This window comes from Micromonospora echinaurantiaca (assembly GCF_900090235.1).
Classification (GTDB): Bacteria; Actinomycetota; Actinomycetes; order Mycobacteriales; family Micromonosporaceae; genus Micromonospora; species Micromonospora echinaurantiaca.
Genome location: NZ_LT607750.1, coordinates 434,335 through 457,424, shown reverse-complemented (window position 1 = coordinate 457,424; position 23,090 = coordinate 434,335). Strand labels below are relative to the sequence as shown.

Annotated in this window: 19 protein-coding genes; 9 read left to right on the top strand and 10 right to left on the bottom strand. The window is 73.4% G+C overall.

Features of this window, described 5'->3' with window-relative positions; all coding sequences use genetic code 11:
* Nucleotides 1-68 precede the first annotated feature (68 nt).
* The 3 genes from GA0070609_RS02105 (at nucleotide 69) to GA0070609_RS02095 (ending at nucleotide 5,280) form a co-directional block, all read left to right on the top strand.
* Nucleotides 69-1,331, top strand: a complete 1,263-nt coding sequence (locus GA0070609_RS02105; protein ID WP_088992227.1) for a coiled-coil domain-containing protein — start codon at nucleotides 69-71, stop codon at nucleotides 1,329-1,331.
* A 173-nt stretch (nucleotides 1,332-1,504) separates the two neighbouring features.
* Nucleotides 1,505-3,751, top strand: a complete 2,247-nt coding sequence (locus GA0070609_RS02100) for a hypothetical protein (protein ID WP_088992226.1) — start codon at nucleotides 1,505-1,507, stop codon at nucleotides 3,749-3,751.
* Between the two features lie 296 nt (nucleotides 3,752-4,047).
* Nucleotides 4,048-5,280, top strand: coding sequence for an AI-2E family transporter (locus tag GA0070609_RS02095; RefSeq protein ID WP_088992225.1), 1,233 nt, complete (start codon nucleotides 4,048-4,050; stop codon nucleotides 5,278-5,280).
* A gap of 67 nt (nucleotides 5,281-5,347) precedes the next feature.
* Here GA0070609_RS02095 and GA0070609_RS02090 read toward each other — a convergent pair whose 3' ends face one another.
* The 7 genes from GA0070609_RS02090 to GA0070609_RS02060 all read right to left on the bottom strand — a co-directional run bounded on the left by GA0070609_RS02090 (nucleotide 5,348) and on the right by GA0070609_RS02060 (nucleotide 11,830).
* Nucleotides 5,348-6,157: an alpha/beta hydrolase gene (locus GA0070609_RS02090; protein WP_088992224.1), complete on the bottom strand. Its 810-nt coding sequence runs from the start codon at nucleotides 6,155-6,157 to the stop codon at nucleotides 5,348-5,350.
* 66 nt (nucleotides 6,158-6,223) lie between these two features.
* A complete protein-coding gene (locus tag GA0070609_RS02085; protein ID WP_172899274.1) occupies nucleotides 6,224-6,550 on the bottom strand; it encodes a hypothetical protein in 327 nt (108 codons plus the stop codon).
* 66 nt (nucleotides 6,551-6,616) lie between these two features.
* Complete coding sequence (locus GA0070609_RS02080; protein WP_088992222.1) at nucleotides 6,617-7,696, bottom strand: hypothetical protein; 1,080 nt, start codon at nucleotides 7,694-7,696, stop codon at nucleotides 6,617-6,619.
* On the bottom strand, nucleotides 7,693-8,187 hold the full coding sequence (locus GA0070609_RS02075) for a SigE family RNA polymerase sigma factor (protein WP_088992221.1): 495 nt from the start codon (nucleotides 8,185-8,187) through the stop codon (nucleotides 7,693-7,695). The genes GA0070609_RS02080 and GA0070609_RS02075 overlap by 4 nt, the downstream gene beginning before the upstream one ends.
* Before the next feature lie 40 nt (nucleotides 8,188-8,227).
* Complete coding sequence (locus GA0070609_RS02070; RefSeq protein WP_088992220.1) at nucleotides 8,228-10,018, bottom strand: 3-hydroxyacyl-CoA dehydrogenase family protein; 1,791 nt, start codon at nucleotides 10,016-10,018, stop codon at nucleotides 8,228-8,230.
* Nucleotides 10,019-10,188: 170 nt separating this feature from the next.
* Nucleotides 10,189-11,250, bottom strand: a complete 1,062-nt coding sequence (locus GA0070609_RS02065; protein WP_088992219.1) for an alpha/beta hydrolase — start codon at nucleotides 11,248-11,250, stop codon at nucleotides 10,189-10,191.
* 85 nt (nucleotides 11,251-11,335) lie between these two features.
* The gene (locus GA0070609_RS02060) at nucleotides 11,336-11,830 is read right to left on the bottom strand and encodes an FHA domain-containing protein (RefSeq protein ID WP_231928500.1); all 495 of its coding nucleotides are present in this window, start codon (nucleotides 11,828-11,830) and stop codon (nucleotides 11,336-11,338) included.
* A gap of 346 nt (nucleotides 11,831-12,176) precedes the next feature.
* Between GA0070609_RS02060 and GA0070609_RS02055 the strand changes: the two genes are divergently transcribed.
* Nucleotides 12,177-13,673 (top strand): aldehyde dehydrogenase family protein, encoded by a 1,497-nt coding sequence (locus tag GA0070609_RS02055; RefSeq protein ID WP_088992217.1) that lies wholly within the window; start codon nucleotides 12,177-12,179, stop codon nucleotides 13,671-13,673.
* A gap of 145 nt (nucleotides 13,674-13,818) precedes the next feature.
* Here GA0070609_RS02055 and nucS read toward each other — a convergent pair whose 3' ends face one another.
* The gene (gene nucS / locus GA0070609_RS02050) at nucleotides 13,819-14,478 is read right to left on the bottom strand and encodes an endonuclease NucS (RefSeq protein ID WP_088992216.1); all 660 of its coding nucleotides are present in this window, start codon (nucleotides 14,476-14,478) and stop codon (nucleotides 13,819-13,821) included.
* Between the two features lie 71 nt (nucleotides 14,479-14,549).
* Here nucS and GA0070609_RS02045 point away from each other — a divergent pair, with 71 nt between their 5' ends.
* Nucleotides 14,550-15,167, top strand: coding sequence for a DUF4126 domain-containing protein (locus GA0070609_RS02045; protein ID WP_088992215.1), 618 nt, complete (start codon nucleotides 14,550-14,552; stop codon nucleotides 15,165-15,167).
* Between the two features lie 639 nt (nucleotides 15,168-15,806).
* On the opposite strand, the gene GA0070609_RS02040 is transcribed toward GA0070609_RS02045, so the two are convergent.
* On the bottom strand, nucleotides 15,807-16,400 hold the full coding sequence (locus tag GA0070609_RS02040) for a hypothetical protein (RefSeq protein WP_088992214.1): 594 nt from the start codon (nucleotides 16,398-16,400) through the stop codon (nucleotides 15,807-15,809).
* A 1,483-nt stretch (nucleotides 16,401-17,883) separates the two neighbouring features.
* Between GA0070609_RS02040 and GA0070609_RS02035 the strand changes: the two genes are divergently transcribed.
* Nucleotides 17,884-18,810 carry a polysaccharide deacetylase family protein gene (locus GA0070609_RS02035; RefSeq protein WP_231928499.1) on the top strand — a complete coding sequence of 309 codons (927 nt, stop codon included), beginning with the start codon at nucleotides 17,884-17,886 and terminating at the stop codon, nucleotides 18,808-18,810.
* A gap of 59 nt (nucleotides 18,811-18,869) precedes the next feature.
* Nucleotides 18,870-19,169, top strand: a complete 300-nt coding sequence (locus GA0070609_RS02030) for a DUF1540 domain-containing protein (RefSeq protein WP_088992213.1) — start codon at nucleotides 18,870-18,872, stop codon at nucleotides 19,167-19,169.
* 65 nt (nucleotides 19,170-19,234) lie between these two features.
* Here the strand turns inward: GA0070609_RS02030 and GA0070609_RS02025 are convergent, their stop codons facing one another.
* Complete coding sequence (locus tag GA0070609_RS02025) at nucleotides 19,235-21,241, bottom strand: protein meaA (RefSeq protein WP_088992212.1); 2,007 nt, start codon at nucleotides 21,239-21,241, stop codon at nucleotides 19,235-19,237.
* A gap of 151 nt (nucleotides 21,242-21,392) precedes the next feature.
* On the opposite strand from GA0070609_RS02025, the gene GA0070609_RS02020 reads away from it, so the two are divergent.
* Nucleotides 21,393-22,241 carry an ABC transporter ATP-binding protein gene (locus GA0070609_RS02020; RefSeq protein WP_088992211.1) on the top strand — a complete coding sequence of 283 codons (849 nt, stop codon included), beginning with the start codon at nucleotides 21,393-21,395 and terminating at the stop codon, nucleotides 22,239-22,241.
* Entirely contained in the window at nucleotides 22,238-23,083 is an 846-nt protein-coding gene (locus tag GA0070609_RS02015; protein WP_088992210.1) for an ABC transporter permease, read from the top strand. The genes GA0070609_RS02020 and GA0070609_RS02015 overlap by 4 nt, the downstream gene beginning before the upstream one ends.
* Nucleotides 23,084-23,090: the final 7 nt, after the last annotated feature.

The following is a 23,090-nucleotide window of genomic DNA, read 5'->3' as shown; positions in this document are numbered from 1 at the left end:
GTAAACAGGACACCAAAGCTCGGCACCGCTCTTGCGAAGGACCCTGGGGCGTCTGCGAGTATGTCCCAATGCCCCAGCAGCAGTCCTCCCCTCTCGCGTTCTTCGATAACGCGAACTCGCAGCCAGATTTCACCGTCGGCCTGCGCGGATACAACACTCACCAGGTCGATGACTTCATCGGCCGGATGACCGCCGCGCTGACCCAGTCCGAGCAGGCCCGCGCCGAGGCCGAGCAGCGGATGAACGACGCGCAGCGTCGGCTCCGCCAGGCCGAGCAGCGCATGGCCGCGCTGGAGCAGAAGCTCACGGACACCAACAAGCAGCTCGAGGAGAACAGCCGGCCGACCCTCTCCGGCCTCGGCACCCGCGTCGAGCAGATCCTCCGCCTCGCCGAGGAGCAGGCCAACGACCACCGCAACGAGGCCAAGCGCGAGTCGGAGGGCATCCTGTCCGCCGCCCGCCTCGAGGCGCGGGAGATCACCGACAAGGCCCGCGCCGAGGCGGCCGCGATGAAGGCCACCGCCGAGCGGGAGGCGGGCAACGTCCGCACCGCCGCCGAGCGGGAGGCCGCCGAGGTCCGGGTGCAGGCCCGCCGCGAGGCCGACACGCTGCGCGCGGACGCCGACCGCGAGACCAAGCAGCTGCGTACGGTCACCGCGCACGAGGTGGCCGAGCTGAAGTCCACCGTCGAGCGCGAGGTCGCCACGCTGCGCGCCACCGCCGAGCGGGAGATCACCCAGCAGCGGGCCAAGGCGGCCCGCGAGGCCGAGGAGAAGCGCGCCGAGGCGACCAAGCTGCTCACCGACGCCCGCGACAAGCGCGACAAGGACCTCCAGGCCCTTGAGCTGCAGCTCGCCGAGCGGCGCGAGAAGGCCGAGCGCGAGGAGTCCGAGCGGCACGCCGCCCAGGTGGCGCAGACCCAGAAGCTGGTCAGCGAGGCCGAGCAGCGGGCCCGGGCCGCCCAGGAGCGGGCCAAGGAGATCGAGCAGCGCGCCGAGGCCCGCCGGGTCGAGTCGGAGCGCACCGCGACCGAGACGGTCGAGAAGGCCAAGGCGCTGGCCGAGAAGACGCTGAACGAGGCGCGGGCCGAGTCGCAGCGGCTGCTCAGCGAGGCGCGCACCGAGGCCGAGCTGACCACTCAGGCTGCCCGCCGCGAGGTGGAGGACCTCACCCGCCAGAAGGACGCGGTCACCGCGCAGCTGGGCCAGATGCTCTCCGGTCTCGCCGGCATCGTGCCCGGCGTGCCGGGCTCGGCCGCGCCCGCGCAGGCCGAGGCGAAGAAGGCCGCCGACGGCAGCGGCGACAAGGTGGCCGCGGAGACCGCCGGCTGACCGGCCCGGCCGGGGCATGACACGGCGCGGGGTGACACCGGGTGACCGGTGGCTCCCCGCGCCGTATGCGTTTCCCGGTCCGTGGGAGTCGAGCACCGAAACGCAGTGAAACAGGTCCCAACAGGGGCGTCCGTATCGCCCCAGGAGGGCCCGATGCGTGTGAGGATGGGGGCATGTCGCACGGCGAGGAACTGTTCGCTCTCGGCGGGGACGTGACCACGGAGCCCAGCTTCGAGTCCGCTCTGCGGGGGTACGAGAAACGACAGGTCGACCGGTACGTCGCGCGTGCGGAGCACGAGATCGCGACCCTCGCGGCTGAGCGGGAGCAGGCCTACACACAGATCCACAAGCTGGCCGGCCAGGTCGAGGTGCTCCAGCGGGATCTGGCCCAGGTGCGCAAGCAGGTCGGGGTGGTCGACCGCGCCTCGTTCCGGCACCTCGGCCCCCGGGTCGAACAGATCCTCACCCTCGCCGAGGAGCAGGCCGAGGCGATCCTGCGCGAGGCCAACGAGGAGATCGAGGCCCGCCGCGCCGCCGCCGAGCACATCATCGAGGAGGCCCGCGCGGAGGCCGCCAAGGCGCTCAAGGACTTCGAGATCGCGCTGGCCGCCCGCCGGGCCGAGGAGGAGCGGCACACCGCCGCCCGCAAGGCCGAGGCGGACGCCGCCGTCAAGTCCGCCAAGGCGGAGGCCGAGCGGCTGCGCAAGGCCGCCCAGGAGGCGCTGACCAAGGCGCAGCAGGAGGCCACCCAGCTGCGCGACGCGGCGAAGGAGATCCACACCCGGGCCCAGCAGGAGGCGACCAAGCTGCGCGAGGCCGCCAAGGAGGCACACGCCAAGGCCCAGCAGGAGGCGACCGAGCTGCGCGAGGCCGCCAAGGAGGTGCACGCCAAGGCCCAGCAGGAGGCCCGCCGCCTGGTCGAGCAGGCCACCGAGGCCGGCCGGGCCACCCACGCCAAGGCCCAGCGCGAGGCCAAGCAGATCATCGACGATGCCAGCACCGCCGGCCGGGCCACCCGGGAGAAGGCCCGCCAGGAGGCGGAGCGGCTGACCACGCAGGCGACCGAGTCCGCCCGGCGCAGCCGGGCCGAGACCGAGGCGTACGTGCAGCGGATGCGCAGCGAGACCGAGGCGTACGTGCAGCACGCCCGGGCGCAGACGCAGCAGGAGCTGGGCGCCTGGCGGGCCGGCGTGGAGAAGGAGGTGAACGGTCGGCGCGAGGCGGCCGACCGGGAGCTGGCCCAGCGGCGGGCCGCCGCCGAGCAGGAGTTCACCACCCGCCGCACCGAGCTGGAGAAGCAGTACAAGACCCGCAACGCGGAGATGGAGAAGCAGCACAAGACGCGGCAGGACGAGCTGGAGTCGACGTACACCAAGCGGCGCACGCAGCTGGAGTCGGAGTACCGCACCCGGAAGAACGAGGTCGAGCAGGGCGCCGCCGCGGTCCGCGAGGCCGCCGAGCGGGACGCGCTCACCATGCGCCAGCAGGCCGAGGAGGAGGCCACGACGCTGCTCAGCCGGGTCGAGTCGGAGGCGGCCGAGAAGCGGCGCACGGCCGACGAGTACGTGGCGACCTCCCGCCGGCAGTTCGAGGAGTACGCCGCCACCACCCAGCAGCACCTGGCCACCACCCAGCAGCACCTCGCCGCCACCCAGCAGGAGGCGGCCGCCGGCCGGCAGCAGCTCGCCCAGGTGATGCTGGAGATCGCCCAGGCCCAGCAGCAGCTCGCTGACCTGCGCCAGGAGACCTGGCAGTCCCGGCAGGAGTCCGACGAGCTCCAGCGGCAGGTGGCCGAGCTGCGGTTGCAACTGACCACCGCCGGCGGCCGCCCCGCCGGCACCGACGGCGCCACCGTGGCCGCACCGACGACCGGCCCGAAGGCCGGCAACGCGAAACGCCCCGACGGCGCGGTGAAGCCGGCCGGCGCGGGTACCAAGCCGGGGTCCGACGCCAAGCCGGCGTCCGGGATCCCGGCGGGTGCCGCGGCGCGACCGGCCACCGCGGCGGAGGCGAGCGCGAAGCCGGCCAGCCCGCCGAGCACCAGCCAGAAGCAGACCGTGGACGCGGGCGGCCCGAAGCCGGCCGGCGACGCCGCGGCGGCGGTCTCCGGCGCGAAGCCGGCGGGCGGGCCGGACGGGAAGCCGGACGGCGCCAAGCCCGACGGGAAGCCCGCCGGCGGCCAGCCGGCCGGGGCCGGTCAGGCGGAGGCGGGCCCGGTCGCCGAACCGGTGACCACGGCGGACGGCGGCGGGGCCGGTGTGGGCGGCGAGCCGACGGTGGCCGCGGTCCCGGGTGAGGGCGGCCGAGGCGCCACCCCGACGAAGATCACCAGCACCGGCGAGAACGGCAAGCGGCCCACCAAGCCGACCATCGACGAGCGCAGCGCCAAGCCCAGCACGGTCAGCGCCGAGAAGGACTGACCGGGGCCGGCGGCGTCCCGCCCACACCCGGGCCGCCGGATCCCGCGCAGATCGAACACGCTCGACCGCACCCGTGGCGGTGCCCCGGCTGAACACCTGAGACCCGTCCGTCCACATCGTCGACCGGCCAGCAGGCACCGCCGGTCGGCGCGGCGGCGTGCTGGCCGGCGCAGCCCGAGCGTCCGTCGGTTCGCCGTACCGTCCCCCGCGCCCGCTACGCTCCTGGCTGGAACCCGCTCGCGCGGGTCGGCAGCGGTGTCCGGTGGATCCGCCGGACGTGACCGGAGGAGGTCCCGGTGGCGCAGGGCGAGCCGACGACGCACGGACCGGACCCGGAGCGGCCGGAAGCATCCCGGCCCGGCGCGGAACCGGACCGGCCTGGGACCTCGGCGCCGGCGCGGGAGCCGAGCGGGCCGGACGCGACGCCCGAGGAGGGCAGCCGAGCCGGGTCGGACGACGACCCGCCGGTCTACACCGCGTCCGGACGGTTCGGCCGGCCCGGGCGGCCGCTGCGCCGCAACAGCTTCCTGGTCGGCTTCACCGGCGCGCTCGGCGCGCTGCTCGCGTACACCGTCTACCTGGGGCTGCGCAACGCGGCCGGGATCCTGGTCCTGGTGGTCATCGCGCTCTTCCTGGCCGTCGGCCTGAACCCGGCGGTGCTCCGGCTACGGCGGTTCGGCCTGCCGCGCGGTCTGGCCGTGGCGGTGGTCGCGCTGACCGTGCTGCTGCTGCTCTGCGGCGGCGTGGTGGCGCTGGTGCCGCCGATCGTCACCCAGTCCGGCCAGTTCATCGAGCAGCTGCCGAGCTACGTCGAGGCGCTGCGTCGCAACCAGACCGTCAACGACCTCGTCGAGCGGTACGACGTGATGGAGCGGGTGCAGGGCGCCGCCAACGCGGAGACCGTCGGCCGGGCCCTGGGCGGCGTGCTCGGCGGCGCCCAGCTCATCTTCGGCACCATCTTCCGGGCCCTCACCGTGCTCGTGCTGACCATCTACTTCCTGGTCTACTTCGACAAGCTCCGGGCGCTCGGCTACGCGGTGGTGCCGGCCTCCCGCCGGGAACGGGTGCGGCTGATCGGCGACGAGATCCTGACCAAGGTGGGCGCGTACATGGTCGGCGCGCTCAGCATCGCGGTACTGGCCGGGGTGAGCACCTTCGTGTTCGCGCTGATCGCCGGGCTGCCGTACCCGTTCGCCCTGGCCGTGGTGGTCGCGGTGGCCGACCTGATCCCGCAGATCGGCGCCACCCTCGGCGCGGTCATCGTCAGCCTGGTCGGCTTCGCCACCGACCTGCCGGTCGGCATCGCCTGCGTGGTGTTCTTCGTGATCTACCAGCAGGTGGAGAACTACCTCATCTACCCCAAGATCATGCGCCGGTCGGTGGAGGTCAACGAGGTCGCCGCGCTGGTCGCCGCGCTGCTCGGGGTGGCGCTGATGGGCGTGGTGGGCGCGCTGCTGGCCATCCCGCTGGTCGCGGCCGTCCAGCTGATCCTGCGCGAGGTGGTGCTCCCCCGACAGCAGTCCCGCTGATCCGCCCCGGCGGGCCGGACAGCCCGGCCCGGGCGGGTCAGCCCGACCGGCAGACCGGCGGGCCTGCTCAGCCGGCCTGGCCGGCCGGCGGACCGGGCACCGGACGGTCGGCGAACGAGGCCACCGTGCGGTCGGCGTACGCGCTCACGTCGCCGGAGGTCATCGGGCCGTCCCAGGTGGTCGGCAGCGGGACCGTGGCGGCCGGGTTGACCCGGCGGACCACCTCGTCCAGCGCGGTCTCCGCGTCACCGACCCAGAGGTGCTTGGCCCCCGGCACCCCGACCACCTCGGCCTGCGGCACCGCCGCGAAGCGCTCCCGGGCCTCGTCCGGGCGCAGGTAGTCGTCGAACTCGGGGACGAGCGCGACCAGCGGCTTGCCGGCGTCCGCCCACTGGGCCAGGTCGGCCGGGGTGGAGAAGCGCAGCGGCGGGGAGAGCAGGATGGCCCCGGTCACCGCCGGGTCGCAGCCGTACTTGAGGGTCAGGTCGGTGCCGAACGACCAGCCGAGCAGCCAGATGTCCGGCAGCTCGTGGAACTCGGCGTACTCGATGGCGGCGGCGACGTCGAAGCGCTCGCCGACCGCGTTGTCGAAGGCGCCCTCGCTGGTGCCCCGCAGGCTGCTGGTGCCCCGGGTGTTGAACCGCAGCACGGCCAGGTCGGCCAGGGCGGGCAGCCGCCAGGCCGCCTTGCGGAAGACGTGGCTGTCCATCATCCCGCCGTGCGTGGGCAGCGGATGCAGGCAGACCAGGGTGGCCACCGGCTCCCGGTCCAGCGGGCGGGCCAGCTCGCCGACCAGCCGCAGACCGTCCGCGGTGTGCAGCTCGATGTCCTCACGGCGGCCGGGCAGGATCGACGACGCGCGGATCGGTGTGCTCACCGTCCCAGTCTCCCGCGCCGCCGGATCCGCCGCCCGGCGAGGCGGGAACCAGGTGATCCAGATCGCTCAGCCGTGCCGGGGAGCGCCGCGGCCGCGCTGGAGGTTGGGCCCGCGCCGGTCCCGGGCCCGCCAGCAGCCGCTGTGCCAGTGCCGGCGGTCGGTCAGGTCACCCCGGCCGTCGGCCGGCCAGGCCACCACGTGCGCCACGCCCGGGCGGATCTCCTGGTCACAGCCGGGACAGCGGTACGTCTTCACCGACGCCCCGCCGGTGATCCCGCGTACCTGCCAGTCGCCGTCGCGCCACTGCTGCACCGAGGCGACCCCCTGGCGGACCCGGTCGGTGTCCAGGTGCGCGGTGTCGTCGCGGCGGGGTCGGTTACGGCGGGGGCTCACGCTTCCCAAGCGTACGGCCGTCGGCCGGACCGGCCCGGCTCGGGCGGCCCGGCCGACGACGCGCGGTCACTCCCAGGTGTCCGGGTCGGTCAGGTCCTTCGCCAGCTGCGCCCCGGCCAGCACGCCCGTCGCGTCGGCCTCGCTGAAGCCCGGGTCGCCCTCGGGACGCTCCGTCCCGGGCAACGGCGCACCGAAGTCGGCGGTCAGGTGCGCCTTCGGGATGCCGAGCAGTTCCAGCTTCGTGCCGTCCGGGTAGAGGTAGGCGGGACGGCCACCCACCACGCGGTTGCTCTCGGTGGTGCCGCCAGCGATCTGCGCCCCGTACAGCAGCCGCACCCACATGGTCGCCGACGGCTCCCGGTGGAGGGTGAACTCCACCCGGAGGCCCGCCGGGAAGGCGGTGGCCTCGACCGAGCAGGCGCTCAGCGTCGCGCCCGCCGGCAGGGTGCTCAGCCGCAGCGGCGTCGCGCACCGTCGTGCCTCGTCCCAGCGGACGGCGTCCATGGCCTGGGCGAGGGCGCTCCGGTCGCCGCCGAGCGTGCTCGCTCGGGCGTACAGGCCGGGAGCGGGCTGCCAGGCCGTGACCAGCCCGCGGGCCGTACCCCCGAACTCTTGGACGGCGCCGTCGAAGGTCAGCGGAATCACGGCCTCCTGGAGGGGGACGCCGTCGAGGAGGAATTCGTCGATCGCCTCCGCGGAGCCGCTCACCTCGACCAGGACGGGCCGGCCGCCGCCGACGCTGAACTGGACCGACTCGACCCGGTTCGAGCTGTGGACGGCCCAGCGCAGGTAGCGGGCTCGGCTCCGGTCGACGCCGAGGTGCAGCACCCGCGGGTCGGTGCCCACCAGCTCCGGCCGCTGGGCCGCGCCGGGCACCCCGTCGACCCGGGGCGGCACCGGCGGGGCGACGGTCGGCGTGGCCGCGGTCCAGGGCAGCCGGCCGGGCAGTCCGGTGAGGTCCGGCCCGGTCACCCCGACGAAGCCGAGTACGCCGACCAGGGCCAGCGCCGTGCCCGTGGCGAACCGGCGACGCAGTTGACGGCGGCGACCCCTGGCCCGCGAGGCCGACAGCAGCCGGTGGGAATCGATCTCTCCCTCGGCGCGCTCCCGCAGCACCGAGGCGATCCGCTGGTCAAGGTCGGTCACGGCCGGCTCCCCTTGGTCGTCGGGACGCCGCAGCGCTCCCGGAGGTGGGCGAGCGCCCGCATCGCGTGGGTGCGGACGGTGACCGGGGAGCAGTCCAGGATCTGGGCGATCGTCACGTCGTCCAGGTCCTCGTAGTAGCGCAGCACCAGCACGGCGCGTTGGCGGTCGGGCAGGGCGCTGATCAGCCGCCACATCTCGTCCCGGTCGGCCGCCTCGCCGCCGAGGTCGCCCCGCTGGGGGCGCTCGGTGAAGCTGGCGACCGCCACCTCGCGGCTGGACCGCCGCCGCCACCAGGAGGTGTTCGCGTTCACCAGCATCCGGCGCACATACACGTCGGGCCGGTCGGTGCGGGCGATCCGGCGCCAGTGCACGTACGCCCGGGCCAGCACGTCCTGGGTGAGGTCCTCGGCCCGGTGTGCGTCGCCGGTCAGCAGCCGGGCCAGCCGGATCAGGGCCGGGCCGCGGCTGCCGACGTACTCCTCGAAGGTCACATCCTCCAGACGCCGCCGGCGCCGGCCGGCGTTGACCGGGTCAGCGGTTGGTGTGGTCGCGGAACCCGCGACCGCTCTTGCGGCCCAGGTAGCCGGCGGTCACCAGGTGCTCCAGCAGTGGCGCGGGCGCGAAGCCCGGCTCGCGCAGCTCCAGGTAGAGCTCGCGCTGGATGGCCAGCGAGACGTCCAGGCCGACCACGTCGAGCAGCTCGAACGGGCCCATCGGGTAGCCGCAGCCCAGCTTCATCGCGTAGTCGATGTCGTCGGCGGTGGAGTAGCTCGCCTCCAGCATCTTCACCGCGTCGTTCAGGTACGGGAAGAGCAGCGCGTTGACGATGAAACCGGACCGGTCGCCGCAGACCACGCCGGTCTTGCCCAGCGCCGCGCAGACCGCGCGGGCGGTGGCGGTGGTCTCCGCCGAGGTGCGGATGGTCTGCACGATCTCCACCAACGGCATGATCGGGGCCGGGTTGAAGAAGTGCAGCCCGACCACGTCGGCCGGCCGCTGGGTGGCCATCGCGACGTCGATCACCGGCAGCGACGAGGTGGTGGTGGCGAGCACCACGCCCGGCTTGCAGATCTCGTCGAGGCTGGCGAAGAGGGCCTTCTTGACGCTGAGTTCCTCGACCACCGCCTCGACCACCAGGTCGACGTCGGCGAGGTGGTCCAGGGCGGCGGACCAGGTGACCCGGCCCAGCGCCGCGTCCCGGTCGGCCTCGCTGAGCTTGCCCCGCACCACGCCCTTGTTCAGCGAGGTCTTGACCGCCTCGCAGACCTTGGCCGACTTCTCCGCACCCCGGGTCACCGAGACGACCTCGTAGCCGGCCTTGGCGAACACCTCGATGATCCCGGTCGCCATCGTCCCGGAGCCGACCACGCCGACCTTGGCGATGGCCCGGGCGCCGTCGGCCAGCGCCGACCCCGTCGCCACCGGCGTCTGCTCGTCCGGTACGACCACCGGCGAGCCGGGCCGCTCGTAGGTGTAGAAGCCCCGGCCGGACTTGCGGCCCAGCAGCCCCGCGGTGACCATCTGCTTGATCAGCGGCACCGGGGCGTGCCGGCGGTCCCGGCCGCCGCGCCGGTACATGGTGTCCAGGATCTCGTACGCCGTGTCCAGGCCGATCAGGTCCATCAGGGCGAGCGGACCCATCGGCAGGCCGCAGCCGAGCTTCATGGCCGCGTCGATGTCCTCGCGGCTGGCGTAGTGCGACTCGAACATGCCGACCGCGTGGTTGAGGTAGCCGAACAGCAGCGCGTTGGCGATGAAGCCGGCCCGGTCGTTGATGGTGACGTCGACCTTGCCCAGCCGCTCGCAGAGCGCCTCCACGTCGGCGACCACGTCGGCCGAGGTGACCACCGTCCGGACCACCTCGACCAGCTTCATGACCGGCGCCGGGTTGAAGAAGTGGATGCCGATGACCTGATTGGGCCGGGTGGTGGCGACCGAGATCTCGGTGACGCTCAGCGACGAGGTGTTGGTGGCCAGGATCGCCTCGGGCTTGCAGACCCGGTCCAGCTCGGCGAAGATCCGCTGCTTCAGGTCGAGGTGCTCGGGCACCGCCTCGATCACCAGGTCGACCGAGTGCAGCGCGTCCAGCCCCACCTGCCAGTCGACGCGGGCCAGCAGGGCGTCCCGGTCGGCCTCGGCGAGCTTGCCCTTGGCCACCGCCCGGTCGGTGGAGCCGGTCAGGGTGGCCCGGCCGCGCTCCAGCGCGGCGTCGGAGATCTCGACCGCGACCACGTCGATGCCGTTGCGGGCGAAGACCTCGACGATGCCGGCACCCATGGTGCCCAGTCCCACCACGCCCACGCTGCTGAACTCGCGCGCCACGACCGGCCTCCCCAATGCTCCGCACGGCCGCATGAACGGCCACTAAGGTTATGCGCGCGAGTCTGCCACGTGACCGTCGGTTGTCGAGACGCCGTGGGATATTTCACCACCGTCGGCGCTGCCGTCGGTCGATGTCCGCCCGGGGGCGTGCGGGGGTCGGATCGGACGGGTCAGGCCGTCGGGCCGGCGGTCAGGGCGAGCAGTTCGGCGACGAACTCGGCCGGCCGCTCCAGGTGCGGGCTGTGCCCGCAACCGGGCAGCAGCACCTCTCGGTAGCTGCCGCCGGCGGCCGCGTACCGGTCGAGCACCGCCCGGGTCTGGCCGACCATCGGCTGCGGCGGGCAGTCCACCTCGCCGGGCCAGCCGGGCACCGCGCCCAACGACCCCAGGTACGCCAGGTCCATCAGCGCGGTGTCCGAGACGATCACGTCGGCGTCGCCGTGGATCCAGGTGACCGGCGGCTTGTCGGCGACCGCGACCAGGTCGTCGGCGATCCGGAAGTGCGCCGGAGAAAGGGCGTTGAGCACCCCGCGACGGCCGGGCGCGGTGCCCGGCCAGTTCGCCGAGGCGACCGCCGTGCCCGGGTAGTTGTCGTCGCCGGTGGCCGTGGACAGGACGCTGTCCAGCAGCAGTTCCTCGTCAGCGCCGAGGGACGCCGGGTCGGCCACGTAGGTGGCCCGCAGCACGTTGCGCGGGCTGGTCGGGGCGTCCGCGCCGCGGTCGCCGGCGGCCAGCCGCTTGACGAAGTCCTGGTTGGCGGTGCCCCCGCCGGTGCCGGCGAAGTCGGCGGTGGTCGGCGTGCCGGCCAGGTCGCGGGTGCCGCCGTAACCGTACGGCGAGACGGGGGCGGAGAGCAGCAGCGCGGCCACCCGGTCCGGGTGGTCGACCAGCAGCTGCATGGCCACTCCCCCGCCGAGCGAGTGGCCGGCCACCACCGGCCGGGCCCCGGTCGGGAACAGCGACCCCTCGTCCAGCAGGGCGGCCACGTCGTCGGCGAAGTCGCGCAGCCCCCGGGTGGCGTCCACCGGGGCGGTGTCCGTCTCGCCGTAGCCGCGCAGGTCGGGTGCGACCACCCGGAGCGTGGCCGGCAGCCGGCGGACCAGCGGCTCCCAGAACAGGGCCGACGAGCAGTTGCCGTGGATCAGCAGCAGCGGTACGCCCTCCGGCGGCCCGGCCACCCGTACCGCCTGGGTGATCCCGTTCGCCGTGACGACCTGCCGCACGCTCTCCATCCGCGGCATGCTGCCACCCGGCCGCCGGCGCGTCCATGTGTCCGGCCGCTATGACCGGCCGCCGGGAGGTGGCGGTCCGCCCGCCCTACGGTGCGGTCGGCACGGCGGGCGCGGGCGGCACGGTCGGTTCCGCCGCCATGCCCGGCCCGGCCGGCACCGGCGACTGGCCCGGCGCGTTCCGTACGCCGGGCGTGGCCGGCACGGTGCGCTCCGGCGGCCGGGCGCCGGCGGGCGGGGCGGCGACCGGCAGCGGCAGGGTCGGCCGGTGGTCCCGCCGCGGGGTGCCGATCAGCAGGCCCACCGGGTCGGTGACGGCCACTCCCGGGTCGAAGAACCGCAGCTCGGTACGGCCGAGCCGGATCACGTCGCCGTCGCTGAGCCACTCCACGCCGGTGATCCGCCGGTCGTTCAACCAGGTGCCGTTCGTCGAGCCCAGGTCGGCCAGCGACACCCCCTCCGGGGTGAGCCACACCTGGGCGTGCCGACGGCTCAGGTGCAGGTCGTTCAGCACCACGTCGACGGTCGGCGCACGGCCGATCACCAGCGGCGTCCGGCGGACCCGGAAACTCGCCCCGCGCATCGATCCACCGGCCACGGTCAACAACGGCAAGAGATTCGGATGTTCCTCCATGGACAGTCAGCCCTCCACCCGCACGGTCACCCCGCGCGCCAGCCTGCCATCAGAAAGTAGTTGTCTCCACCGCCCACGCGGTCAACTCCGCCTCCCCGGGCGGTCATCCGTCCTTCGTCGGAACGGCATCCGCCTCCCGCGTGCCGGACGGCCCCCTCCGCCCGTTCAACGAGCCCGACGACCCGTCCGGTGCACCGGCCCAGCGCGGCCGGTGCGGCGGCCGCGCGGCGGGCTCCGCCGGGAGCGCCGGCGCCGACCCCTACCGGCGAGTAATCCTCGGGTCTAGACTTCCGCCATGACGGCAGTGCAGGTCCCGGGCGCCCCCCGCATCGAGGACGGTCTTCTGGTCTCGACCAGCCCCGCGACCGGCGCCGAGGCCGGGCGCTATCCGATCGCCACCGCGGCCGAGGTGACCGAGGCGGTCAAGCGGGCCCGGGCGGCCGCCGAGTGGTGGGCCGGGCTCGGCTTCGCCGGGCGCCGGCGGCGGCTGCTGCGCTGGCGGGCGCTGCTCGCCCAGCGGATCGAGCAGCTCGCCGAGCTGATCCACACCGAGGGCGGCAAGCCGGTCGCGGACGCCGTCGTCGAGCTGGTCACCGCCGTCGAGCACGTGGACTGGGCGGCGCGCAACGCCCGCCGGGTGCTCGGCCCGCGCCGGGTCCGCTCGCGGCTCGTGCTCGCCGAGTTCTCCGCCCACCTCGAATACCAGCCGTACGGGGTGGTCGGCGTGATCGGCCCGTGGAACTACCCCGTCTTCACCCCGATCGGATCCACCGCGTACGCGCTGGCCGCCGGCAACGCGGTGGTCTTCAAGCCCAGCGAGTACACCCCCGCCGTCGGGCAGTGGCTGGTCGACAGCTTCGCCGAGGTGGTGCCGGAACACCCGGTGCTCACCGCGGTGCACGGCCTCGGCGACGTCGGCGCGGCGCTCTGCCGCTCCGGGGTCGACAAGATCGCGTTCACCGGCTCCACGGCGACGGCGAAGAAGGTGATGACGGCCTGCGCCGAGTCGCTGACCCCGGTGCTGCTGGAGGCCGGCGGCAAGGACGCCATGATCGTGGACGCGGACGCCGACCTGGACGCCGCCGCCGAGGCGTGCGTCTGGGGTGCGCTGACCAACGCCGGCCAGACCTGCATCGGCATCGAGCGGGTGTACGCCGTCGAGCCGGTCTTCGACGCCTTCGTCGGCAAGGTGGTGGAGCGGGCCGGCCGGCTCACCGTCGGCGCGGACGGCGCCGACATCGGGCCGATCACCATGCCGAGCCAGCTCGACGTGATCCGCCGGCACATCGACGACGCGCTGGCCCGGGGCGGGCGCGCGGTGCTCGGCGGCGCGGACGCGGTACAGCCGCCGTACGTGCGGCCCACCGTGCTGGTCGACGTGCCCGAGGACTCGGCCGCCGTACGCGAGGAGACGTTCGGCCCGACGCTCACCATCAACCGGGTCCGCGACGCCGAGGAGGCGGTCAGCCGGGCCAACGCCCTGCCGTACGGCCTGGGAGGTTCGGTCTTCGGGCGGCAGCGCGCGGTGGCGATCGCCCGCCGGTTGCGCTCGGGCATGGCCTCGGTCAACTCCACGCTGACCTTCGCCGGGATGTCCACCCTGCCGTTCGGCGGCGTGGGCGAGTCCGGCTTCGGCCGGATCCACGGCGAGGACGGGCTGCGCGAGTTCGGCCGGGCCAAGGCGATCACCCGTCGTCGGGCCCGCTCGCTGCTGCCGTCGACCACCTTCGACCGGACGCCCACCGACGTCGCCCGGCTGGTCAAGGCCATCAAGGTGATGTACGGCCGCTGACCGCCGTGGTCCGCCGGGCGCCGTGGCAGGTGACCGGCGGAGTTCGCCCGGGGCCGCCGCGGGCGGGTGACCGGCGGGGTTCGCCCGGCGCCGCCGCGGGCGGGTGACCGCTGCGGGTCGGCCGCCGCGGGTCGGCCGCCGGAGGTCAGAACAGGGTCAGCTCGTCCCGCTCGATGCCGCGCAGCTTGTCGTAGTCCACCACCACGCAGCGGATCCCCCGGTCGGTGGCGAGCACCCGGGCCTGCGGCTTGATCTCCTGTGCCGCGAAGACACCGGCCACCGGGGCCAGCAGCGGGTCGCGGTTGAGCAGTTCCAGGTAGCGGGTGAGCTGCTCGACGCCGTCGATCTCGCCCCGGCGCTTCACCTCGACGGCGACCGTGGCGTTCTGCCCGTCCCGGCAGAGCAGGTCGACCGGGCCGATCGCGGTCATGTACTCCCGGCGGATCAGCGTGAAGCCCTCGCCCAGCGCCGTCGGGTTGGCCGCCAGCAGTTCCTGCAGGTGCGCCTCCACGCCGTCCTTGCGCAGGCCCGGGTCGACACCCAGGTCGTACGAGGTGTCCTGGAAGATCTCCTCCAGGGTGATCCGCAGCTCCTCGCCGGCCTTGTTGACCACCCGCCAGACGCCCGGTGCCTCCTCCAGCCGGCACGGCGGGCTCATCCAGTTGAGTGGCTTGTACGCCCGGTCGTCGGCGTGGATGGACACCGACCCGTCCGCCTTCACCATCAGCAACCGGGTGGCCGGCGGCAGGTGGGCCGAGAGCCGTCCGACGTAGTCCACCGAGCACTTCGCAATCACCAACCGCACCCGACGAGGGTAGCGGAGACGCCGGCCGACGCCACCGAGCGGCACTGGCGTGCCGGTGCGATGCTGAGACGGTGTTCGAAGTCCTCACCGGCACCGGCCTCGCCGCCTCGGCGGGCCTGAACGCCTACATCCCCCTGCTCACCATGGGGCTGCTGGCCCGCTACACCGACCTCATCGACCTGCCGAGCGGCTGGCAGTGGCTCGGCAACGGCTGGGTGATCCTCATCCTCGCCGTGCTGCTCGCCGTCGAGGTGGTCGCCGACAAGGTGCCGGTGGTCGACCACGTCAACGACGTGGTGCAGACCGTGGTCCGCCCGACGGCCGGCGGCCTGGCCTTCGGCGCCGGGTCCACCTCGGAGACGGTCACGGTGAGCGACCCGGGGAGCTTCTTCTCCTCCAGCGAGTGGGTCCCCGTGGTGACCGGGGTGCTGATCGCGCTCGGCGTACACCTGCTCAAGTCGGCCGCGCGGCCGGTCATCAACGCGACCACCGCCGGGGTGGGCGCGCCGGTCGCGAGCACCGCCGAGGACGCCACCAGCGTGGTGATGTCTGTGGTGGCGATCATCCTGCCGGTGTTGGTGCTGGCGTTCCTGGCCGGCATGGCGCTCTTCCTGTTCTGGTTCCTGCGCCGCCGGTCCGACCGCCGCCGGGAACGCCAAGCCGCCCGCGCCGCCGGCTACCGGGTCTGACCGCTCTCTCTCCCGCCGGTGGTCGGGCCCGGCTGCGTTCAGGGTTCGGGGTCCGCCAGGTGGGTGGGGCTGCGTCGGGGGCGTGGTTTGGGGGTGTGGCCCGCCGTGGCCGGCTTCGGGCGGTCAGGCTTGATCCCTGCGCCGGGCACGGCGGGCCACACCCCTGTCCCGGTCGAGCCTCGACCGCCGGTCGCGGTCGTCGGGTCGGTGCCTCGCGCTGTCCGCGTGGGTGTGCGGGACGTGGGACGTGGGTGTGTGGGGCGCTGGTCGAGATCTTGGACAGTTTCGGTTCGCGGCGGACGGTAACTGTCCAAGATCTGCGCCAGGCCGCCGGTGTCAGCGCGCGCCGCTGCCGCCGCCGTGCCGGTGCCGGCGGGGATCGGTTCGGTTCCGCGAGGTGCCGATACCCGGTGGTGGGTGCCGGTCAGCGGTGGCAGGTGTCGGTCGGTCTGCTGGGAAGACATCGCTGGCGAGTGCCCGCGATCCGGGGGCCGGCCCGAGTCCGGGTATGCCGCAGGGCCGGCACCCGGGGTGGGTGCTGGCCCTGCGGTCGGTGGATGTGCTGCTGGCCGGCACCCGGTGTGGGTGTCGGCCAGCAGTCCCCCTATGCGGAAAGTCAGTGCTGCGTGTTGGGTTGGGTCAGTTGTTCCAGTGCTCGGCGACGAGGTCGGCGGCCTGCTGCTCCCACTGGGCGTAGTGGAACGGGTAGGCCGACACCTGCACGGTCTGGGCGGCCTTGGTCAGCGGCATGTCCTGCCAGCCGTCGACCTGCTTGAGGCCCTTCAGGAACGCCTTGGTCGAGTACTCGGGGTCGGTGATCTGCTCCACCGTGCCCCAACCGCTGGACGGGCGCTGCTGGAACAGGCCCTGCGAGTCGTGGTCATTCCGGTCACCCAGGTGACCCAGGTTCTCCAGCTTCGACTCCTGCAGCGCGGTAGCGATCGCCACCACGGCGGCGCGCTCGTCCATGTCGGACTTCTTCGTCGCCGCGATGATCGCCTTCACGTTCTCCACCTGCTCACCGTCGAGCTCGATGCGCGACTGCTCACCCTGCACACCATGCGGAATCAGCTTCGCCTTATCGACACCCGGCTTGTCAGCCTGCACCACGGCAACCGGCTTCACGGCCTCGACCGAGGTGGTGTCAGCGTGCGTGGCGGGGCCAGCGGCGATGCCACCGGCGAAAGCCAGACCAGCAATACCCAGAACGCTCTTACGCATGATCGTGTTCATCACAAAGCTCCTTCGGGGGATGACGCCACCAGCCCGGGGGGACGGGCCATAAGGGGCGCAAGCACCATCAGGCGCCCAGAAAGACTCGGGGAAAGACCTACTCGACACTCTCGGCACTCTCGCCGGGCGGGGGATGCCCTGGCCGGTGCCAGATGCCCGGCACACCAGCGGGCGGGGGTGCCCTGCGCGGTGCCGGACTGGGTGTAACGACCGCCAGCCCACCATCATTCCGGGGCCAGAACCCTCACCCGGCTCTTGCCGGGCGGGGTGTTGCTGCGATCGCCGGGGGATGTAACGACCGCCAGCACCCCATCATTCCGGGGCCACGACCCTCATCGGTTGGAGCCAGACGGGACCGTTGCTGCGATCGCCGGGGGATGTAACGACCGGCCGCCCGCCATCATTCCGCCAGGCCCCGGGCCGGCCGTGGCCGGCGGCGTGCCCTTGCTCGATCGTCCGCATGATGTAACGCCCCCGACCCGGCCCCGATTCCACCACCCGGATGCCGCCGGTCACACCCACAAACCGACAAACACCCCACTCACGGGTCGAACCACCAGCCCGGCCGACGGGCCGGACGGGGTGATCGACTCCGTGTCGCCGATATGGGGTTATCCCGCACGGGTCGATACCGCCACATCGGCGAAACGACGACGGGCCCGCACGCCCACGAAGCCTGACGCGCGGAATGTCCGGATCGCCCGCTGAAGTTCCATCCCAACCGGTCGGGATCCCACCGGGCGCCCTCGTGCCGGTGGGTTCACGGAGGAACGAGCGTGATACCTCAGCGGCATATTGATGACTCAGAGGTATCAACCTCTCGGACAACGTAGCCCCCGCCGACACGCCCGAACCGACCGGCCGCCAGCCAGCGCACGCCGGACGGGACGAGCGAACCGGCCCCGGCACCGGCGGCACGAACGGACCCGGACCACGACAAGAGCGCACTGAGCGGACCTGACCCCCGACGAAGGTTCGCCCGCCGCGACCAGCCGGGCGGACTGAACCACGACAAGGCCCGCCGCGACCAGCCGAGCGGACCCGAACCACGACAACGATGGGCCTACCGTGACCGCACGAGCGGAGCTGGACCACGACAACGTCGGCCCACCATGACCGCGCCGCGGCGCAGACGTGCATCCAGTCGCCGTCCGCGGCCGACGGAGCTGGACCACGGCGAGGGTGTGGCCCGCTGTGACCGGCGCAGGGATCAAGCCTGACCGCCCGGAGCCGGTCACGGCGGGCCACACCCCCAACCGCAACCACCCACCCACCGCAAGCAAACCCCGACGCAACCGCAAGCCCGACCGCCCAAAGCCCGTCACGGCGGGCCACACCCCCTCCTGCGCCCAGCTGACCGCAAGGTCGGTTGCGGGCCACGACCCGAGACCGGAGCGACCGCCCCACCGCCACCGGTCGCTTCCGGCTACCGGCCCGCTGGTCCCGGCCACACGAGCCGAGGCGGCGCTGCGATCATCTTGCGGTGCCCGTGAAGATTCCCCGCGTTCCAGTCGTCGCGGTCCTCGCCGCCGTGGCCGCGGCGGCCGCCCTGCTGACCGGCCCCAGCCCGCTCCGTACGCCGGCCAGCGCCGGCATGGTCCGGATGCCGGCGGCGGTACCCGCCACGCAGTCCCCGGCACCGGCGACGCCGCGGGCATCGGCACCCGCCTCGGCACCGCCCGTCACCGCCCGGCCCGGGATCGGCCCGGAACTGCCGGGCGCCACCCCGGTCGGGAGCGTGCCTCCCGTCGTCGACCACGGGCCGCGTACCGGGAACAAGGTGGCGCTCACCTTCGACGCGGACATGACCGGCGCGATGCGGCGCCAGCTGCGCAGCGGCGCGGTGCGGTCGTACGCGAACCTGAAGATCATCGACCTGCTGGAGCGGGAGGGGGTGCCGGCCACCTTCTTCCTCACCGGCATGTGGGTCGAGCAGTACCCGGCGCTCACCCGCCGCCTGGCCGCGAACCCGCGCTTCGAGCTGGCCAACCACACGTACGGGCATCTGGCCTTCACCCCGGACTGTTACGGCCTCCCCCGCGTACCCGAGCGGGAGATGACCGCCGACGTGGCCCGGACGTTCGACCTGGTGGCCGGGTACGGCGGGCGGCAGACCCGGTACTTCCGCTTCCCCGGCCTGTGCCACGACCGCAACGCGCTCGACGCGCTGGCACCGCTGGGGCTGACCGTGGTGGACGGGGACGTGGTCAGCGGCGACCCGTTCGCGAAGTCCTGGCGACCGGTGGTGCGGGCGGCGCTGGACGGGGTCCGCCCGGGCTCGGTGATCATCCTGCACGTGACGGAGGCGAACGCGCCGATGACCGACGAGGCGCTGCCGCACATCCTGGCCGGCCTGGCCGAGCGCGGCCTGGAGCCGGCGCCGCTCTCGGAGGTGCTCGGGCAGGGCTGAATCCCGGTCCGGAAGGCCGGCAAATCAGTAGAATTCACGCAGGACTAGAGGAGGTCGGCATGACCGCAGCGATGGAGATGCCCCGAGTTCAGGAGTGCGTGGTGGTGGCCTGCGGGTACAACCACACCGGCGACTGCCACGCGTTCGCCATCACTATCGGCAGCATGGACCACGCGCACTGCCGGACGTTCATCGAACTGCCCACCGTCCAGGCCGGCGTGGACGGCCTCATCGCGCAGGTCGGCGCCTGCCAGCGGGCCGACTGCCGGCACAACGACCAGTTGGAGTGCCACGCGCCGGCGATCAAGGTCGGTCCGGACAACGACATGGCCGACTGCATCACCTACGACCAGCGCTGATCGCCTGAGCGACAACCAGCGCTGACCCGCCGCCACCGCCCCGGTGGTCGGTGACGGCGGGGGCCTCAGCGCAGACCGTTGGCCTGCCGAACCACGGTGACGAGCTCGTCGATGATGCCGGTGAGAGCGAAGTCCTTCGGCGTGAAGACCCGGGCCACCCCGGCGGCGCGCAGTTGCTCCGCGTCGGCCGCCGGGATGATGCCGCCGACCACCACGGGCAGGTCCGACCGGCCGGCGGCACGCAGCCCGTCCAGCACCGCGGGCACCGCGGCCAGGTGCGAGCCGGAGAGCACGGAGAGCCCGACCAGGTCCACGTCCTCCTCGACGGCGGCGGCGACGATCTGTCCGGCGGTCAGCCGGATGCCCTGGTAGACCACCTCGAAGCCGGCGTCGCGGGCGCGTACCGCGATCTGCTCGGCGCCGTTGGAGTGCCCGTCCAGGCCGGGCTTGCCGACCAGCAGCCGCAGCCGGCCGCTGCCCAGCTCGCGGGCGGTGGCGGCGACCCGCTCCCGCACCCCGGCGAGCCCGGCGTCCGCGCCGGCCCCGGCGCCACCGGCCAGCCCGGTCGGCGCCCGGTACTCGCCGAAGACCTGCCGCAGCGCGCCGGCCCACTCGCCGGTGGTCACCCCGGCCCGCACGCACTCCAGCGTCGCCGGCATCAGGTTCGTGCTGGTCGCGGCGTCCGCGCGGAGCCGGGCCAGGGCCGCGTCGACGGCGGCCGCGTCCCGGTTGGCCCGCCATTCGCGTACGGCGACCGCGGCGGACTTCTCCACCGCCGGGTCCACCTGTTCGATCGCCTCGGCGCCGGCCGCGGTCAGCGGCGACGGCTCGGTCTCGGTGAACCGGTTGACGCCGACCACCACGTCGGTGCCGGCCTCCATCCGGCGCCGCCGCTCGGCCAGCGAGGCGACCAGCGCGCTCTTCAGGTAGCCGGTCTCCACGGCGGTGACCACGCCGCCCATTTCCAGCACCTTCGCCAGCTCGACCCGGGCCCCGGTGACGATCTCGTCGACCAGCGCGGTCATCACGTGCGAGCCGGCGAACAGGTCCGGGTACTCGAGCAGGTCCGACTCGTACGCCAGGACCTGCTGCATGCGCAGCGACCACTGCTGGTCCCACGGCCGGGGCAGGCCGAGCGCCTCGTTCCAGGCCGGCAGCTGCACGGCGCGGGCCCGGGCGTCCCGGGAGAGCGTGACGCCGAGCATCTCCAGCACGATCCGCTGGATGTTGTTCTCCGGCTGCGCCTCGGTCAGCCCCAGCGAGTTGACCTGTACGCCGTAGCGGAACCGCCGCTGCTTCGGGTTCTCCACCCCGTAGCGGTCCCGGGTGATCTCGTCCCAGAGCGCGCCGAAGGCGCGCATCTTGGCGATCTCCTCGACGAAGCGGACCCCGGCGTTGACGAAGAACGAGATCCGCTGCACCACGTCGCCCATCCGCTCGGCGGGCACCTGGCCGGAGTCGCGTACCGCGTCGAGCACGGCGACTGCGGTGGCCAGCGCGAAGCCGACCTCTTGCACCGGCGTCGCGCCGGCCTCCTGGAGGTGGTACGAGCAGATGTTGACCGGGTTCCAGCGGGGCATCTCGCGCAGCGTGTACGCGATGACGTCCGCAGTGAGCCGCAGCGACGCCGCGGGCGGGAAGATGTACGTCCCTCGGGACAGGTACTCCTTGATGATGTCGTTCTGCGTGGTGCCCGCGCAGCGGGCCAGCTCGGCCCCCTGCTCGGCGCCGACCGTGCCGTAGAGGGCGAGCAGCCACATCGCCGGCGCGTTGATGGTCATCGAGGTGTTCATCTCGGCCAGCGGGATGCCGTCGAAGAGGGCCCGCATGTCGCCGAGGTGGGCGACCGGCACCCCGACCCGGCCGACCTCGCCGGCGGCGAGTTCGTGGTCGGGGTCGTAACCGGTCTGGGTGGGCAGATCGAAGGCGACCGACAGGCCGGTCTGCCCCTTGGCCAGGTTGCGGCGGAAGAGCGCGTTGGTCGCGGCGGCCGAGGAGTGCCCGGCGTAGGTGCGCATCACCCAGGGGCGGTCGCGCTCGGGCAGCCGGCCGGGGGGAGCCTTCTCGTCCATGGCCGGAGTCTAAGTTACCGTTCAGTCACCGGCGCTGTGGAAAACCACACAGCTCCATGGAGGGGACGTCCGGGTGCCAACCGCCCGACATGGCGGGGACCACCACACCCCGGCCGGTCGGCCCCGCCGCCCAGGTCGCACACTTGACGGCATGGATGACGAGCTCGCGATCTCCGTCCGGGGGCTGCGCAAGGCGTACGGGGACACCGTCGCGGTGGCGGGGGTCGACCTCGACGTGCGCCGGGGCGAGGTGTTCGCCCTGCTCGGCCCGAACGGCGCGGGCAAGACCACCACGGTGGAGATCCTGGAGGGCTTCCGGCGCCGGGACGCCGGCGAGGTCTCGGTACTCGGCAGCGATCCGGCGCAGCCGGCCGCGGACTGGCGCTCCCGGGTCGGCATCGTGCTCCAGGGCACCGGGGAGTTCGACGAGCTGACCGTCGGCGAGGTGGTCCGCCACTTCGCCGGGTTCTACGCCGACGCCGACGACCCGGACAAGGTCGTCGAGCGGGTCGGCCTGGCCGGCAAGGCGAAGGCCCGCACGCACACCCTCTCCGGCGGCCAGAAGCGCCGGCTCGACGTGGCGCTCGGCATCGTCGGCCGGCCCGAGCTGCTCTTCCTCGACGAGCCGACCACCGGCTTCGACCCGGAGGCGCGGCGCGAGTTCTGGGAGCTGATCCGGGACCTGGCCGCGGCCGGCACCACCATCCTGCTGACCACCCACTACCTGGACGAGGCCGAGGCGCTGGCCGACCGGGTCGGGGTGATCGCGGGCGGCCGGCTGGTGGAGGTCGCCGCGCCGAACCGGCTCGGCAACCGGCAGGAGGCGCTGGCCACGGTCTCCTGGCGTACGCCGGACGGGGCGTTGGAGAGCGTCGAGAGCGCGACGCCGACGGCGCTGGTGGCGGAGCTGGCCGCGCGCTTCGGCGGCGAGGTGCCCGGCCTCACGGTGACCCGGCCGACCCTGGAGGACATCTACCTCACCATGATCGGACACGCATGACCGCCACCATGAAGCCGGCCCCGCGGGCCGCCGCGGCACCGGCGCGGCGGCGGGGCCCGGCGGCCCTCGCCCTGCGGCAGGGTCGGTTGGAGATCACCCAGTTCCTGCGCAGCCGGGAGTCCGTCGTGTTCACGATGGGCTTCCCGGTCATCATGATCCTGATCTTCGCGGCGATCTTCAGCGACGAGATCGCCCCCGGGGTCAGCTACACCCAGTACTTCATCACCGGCATGATCGCGACCGGCCTGATGACCGTCAGCTTCCAGAACCTCGGCATCTGGATCCCGATCGAGCGCGACCGGGGAGTGCTCAAGCGCTACCGGGGCACGCCGATGCCGAAGTGGGTGTGGTTCGCCGGCAAGGTACTGATGGTGGTCGCCATCGGCGTCGCGGAGACGGTGCTGCTGCTCGCCGTCTCGGTGGCGCTGTTCGACCTGGACCTGCCCGGCACCGCCGCGAAGTGGCTGACCTTCGGCTGGGTGTCGGTGCTCGGCGTGACCGCCTGCACCCTCTGCGGCATCGCCATCTCGTCGCTGGCCCGCACCGCGCGCAGCGGGTCGGCGGTGGTCACCCCGGTGGCGCTGGTGCTCCAGTTCATCTCCGGGGTGTTCTTCGTCTTCACCGAGCTGCCGTCCTGGATGCAGCAGGTGGCGGCGATCTTCCCGCTGAAGTGGATGTGCCAGGGGCTGCGCTCGGTCTTCCTGCCGGAGAGCTTCGGCGCACAGGAGCCGGCCGGATCGTTCGAGCTGGGCCGGGTCGCCCTGGTGCTCGCCGTGTGGTGCGCGGTCGGCCTGGTGCTCTGCCTGACCACCTTCCGCTGGACGACCAAGCGCGACGGCTGACCCGGTG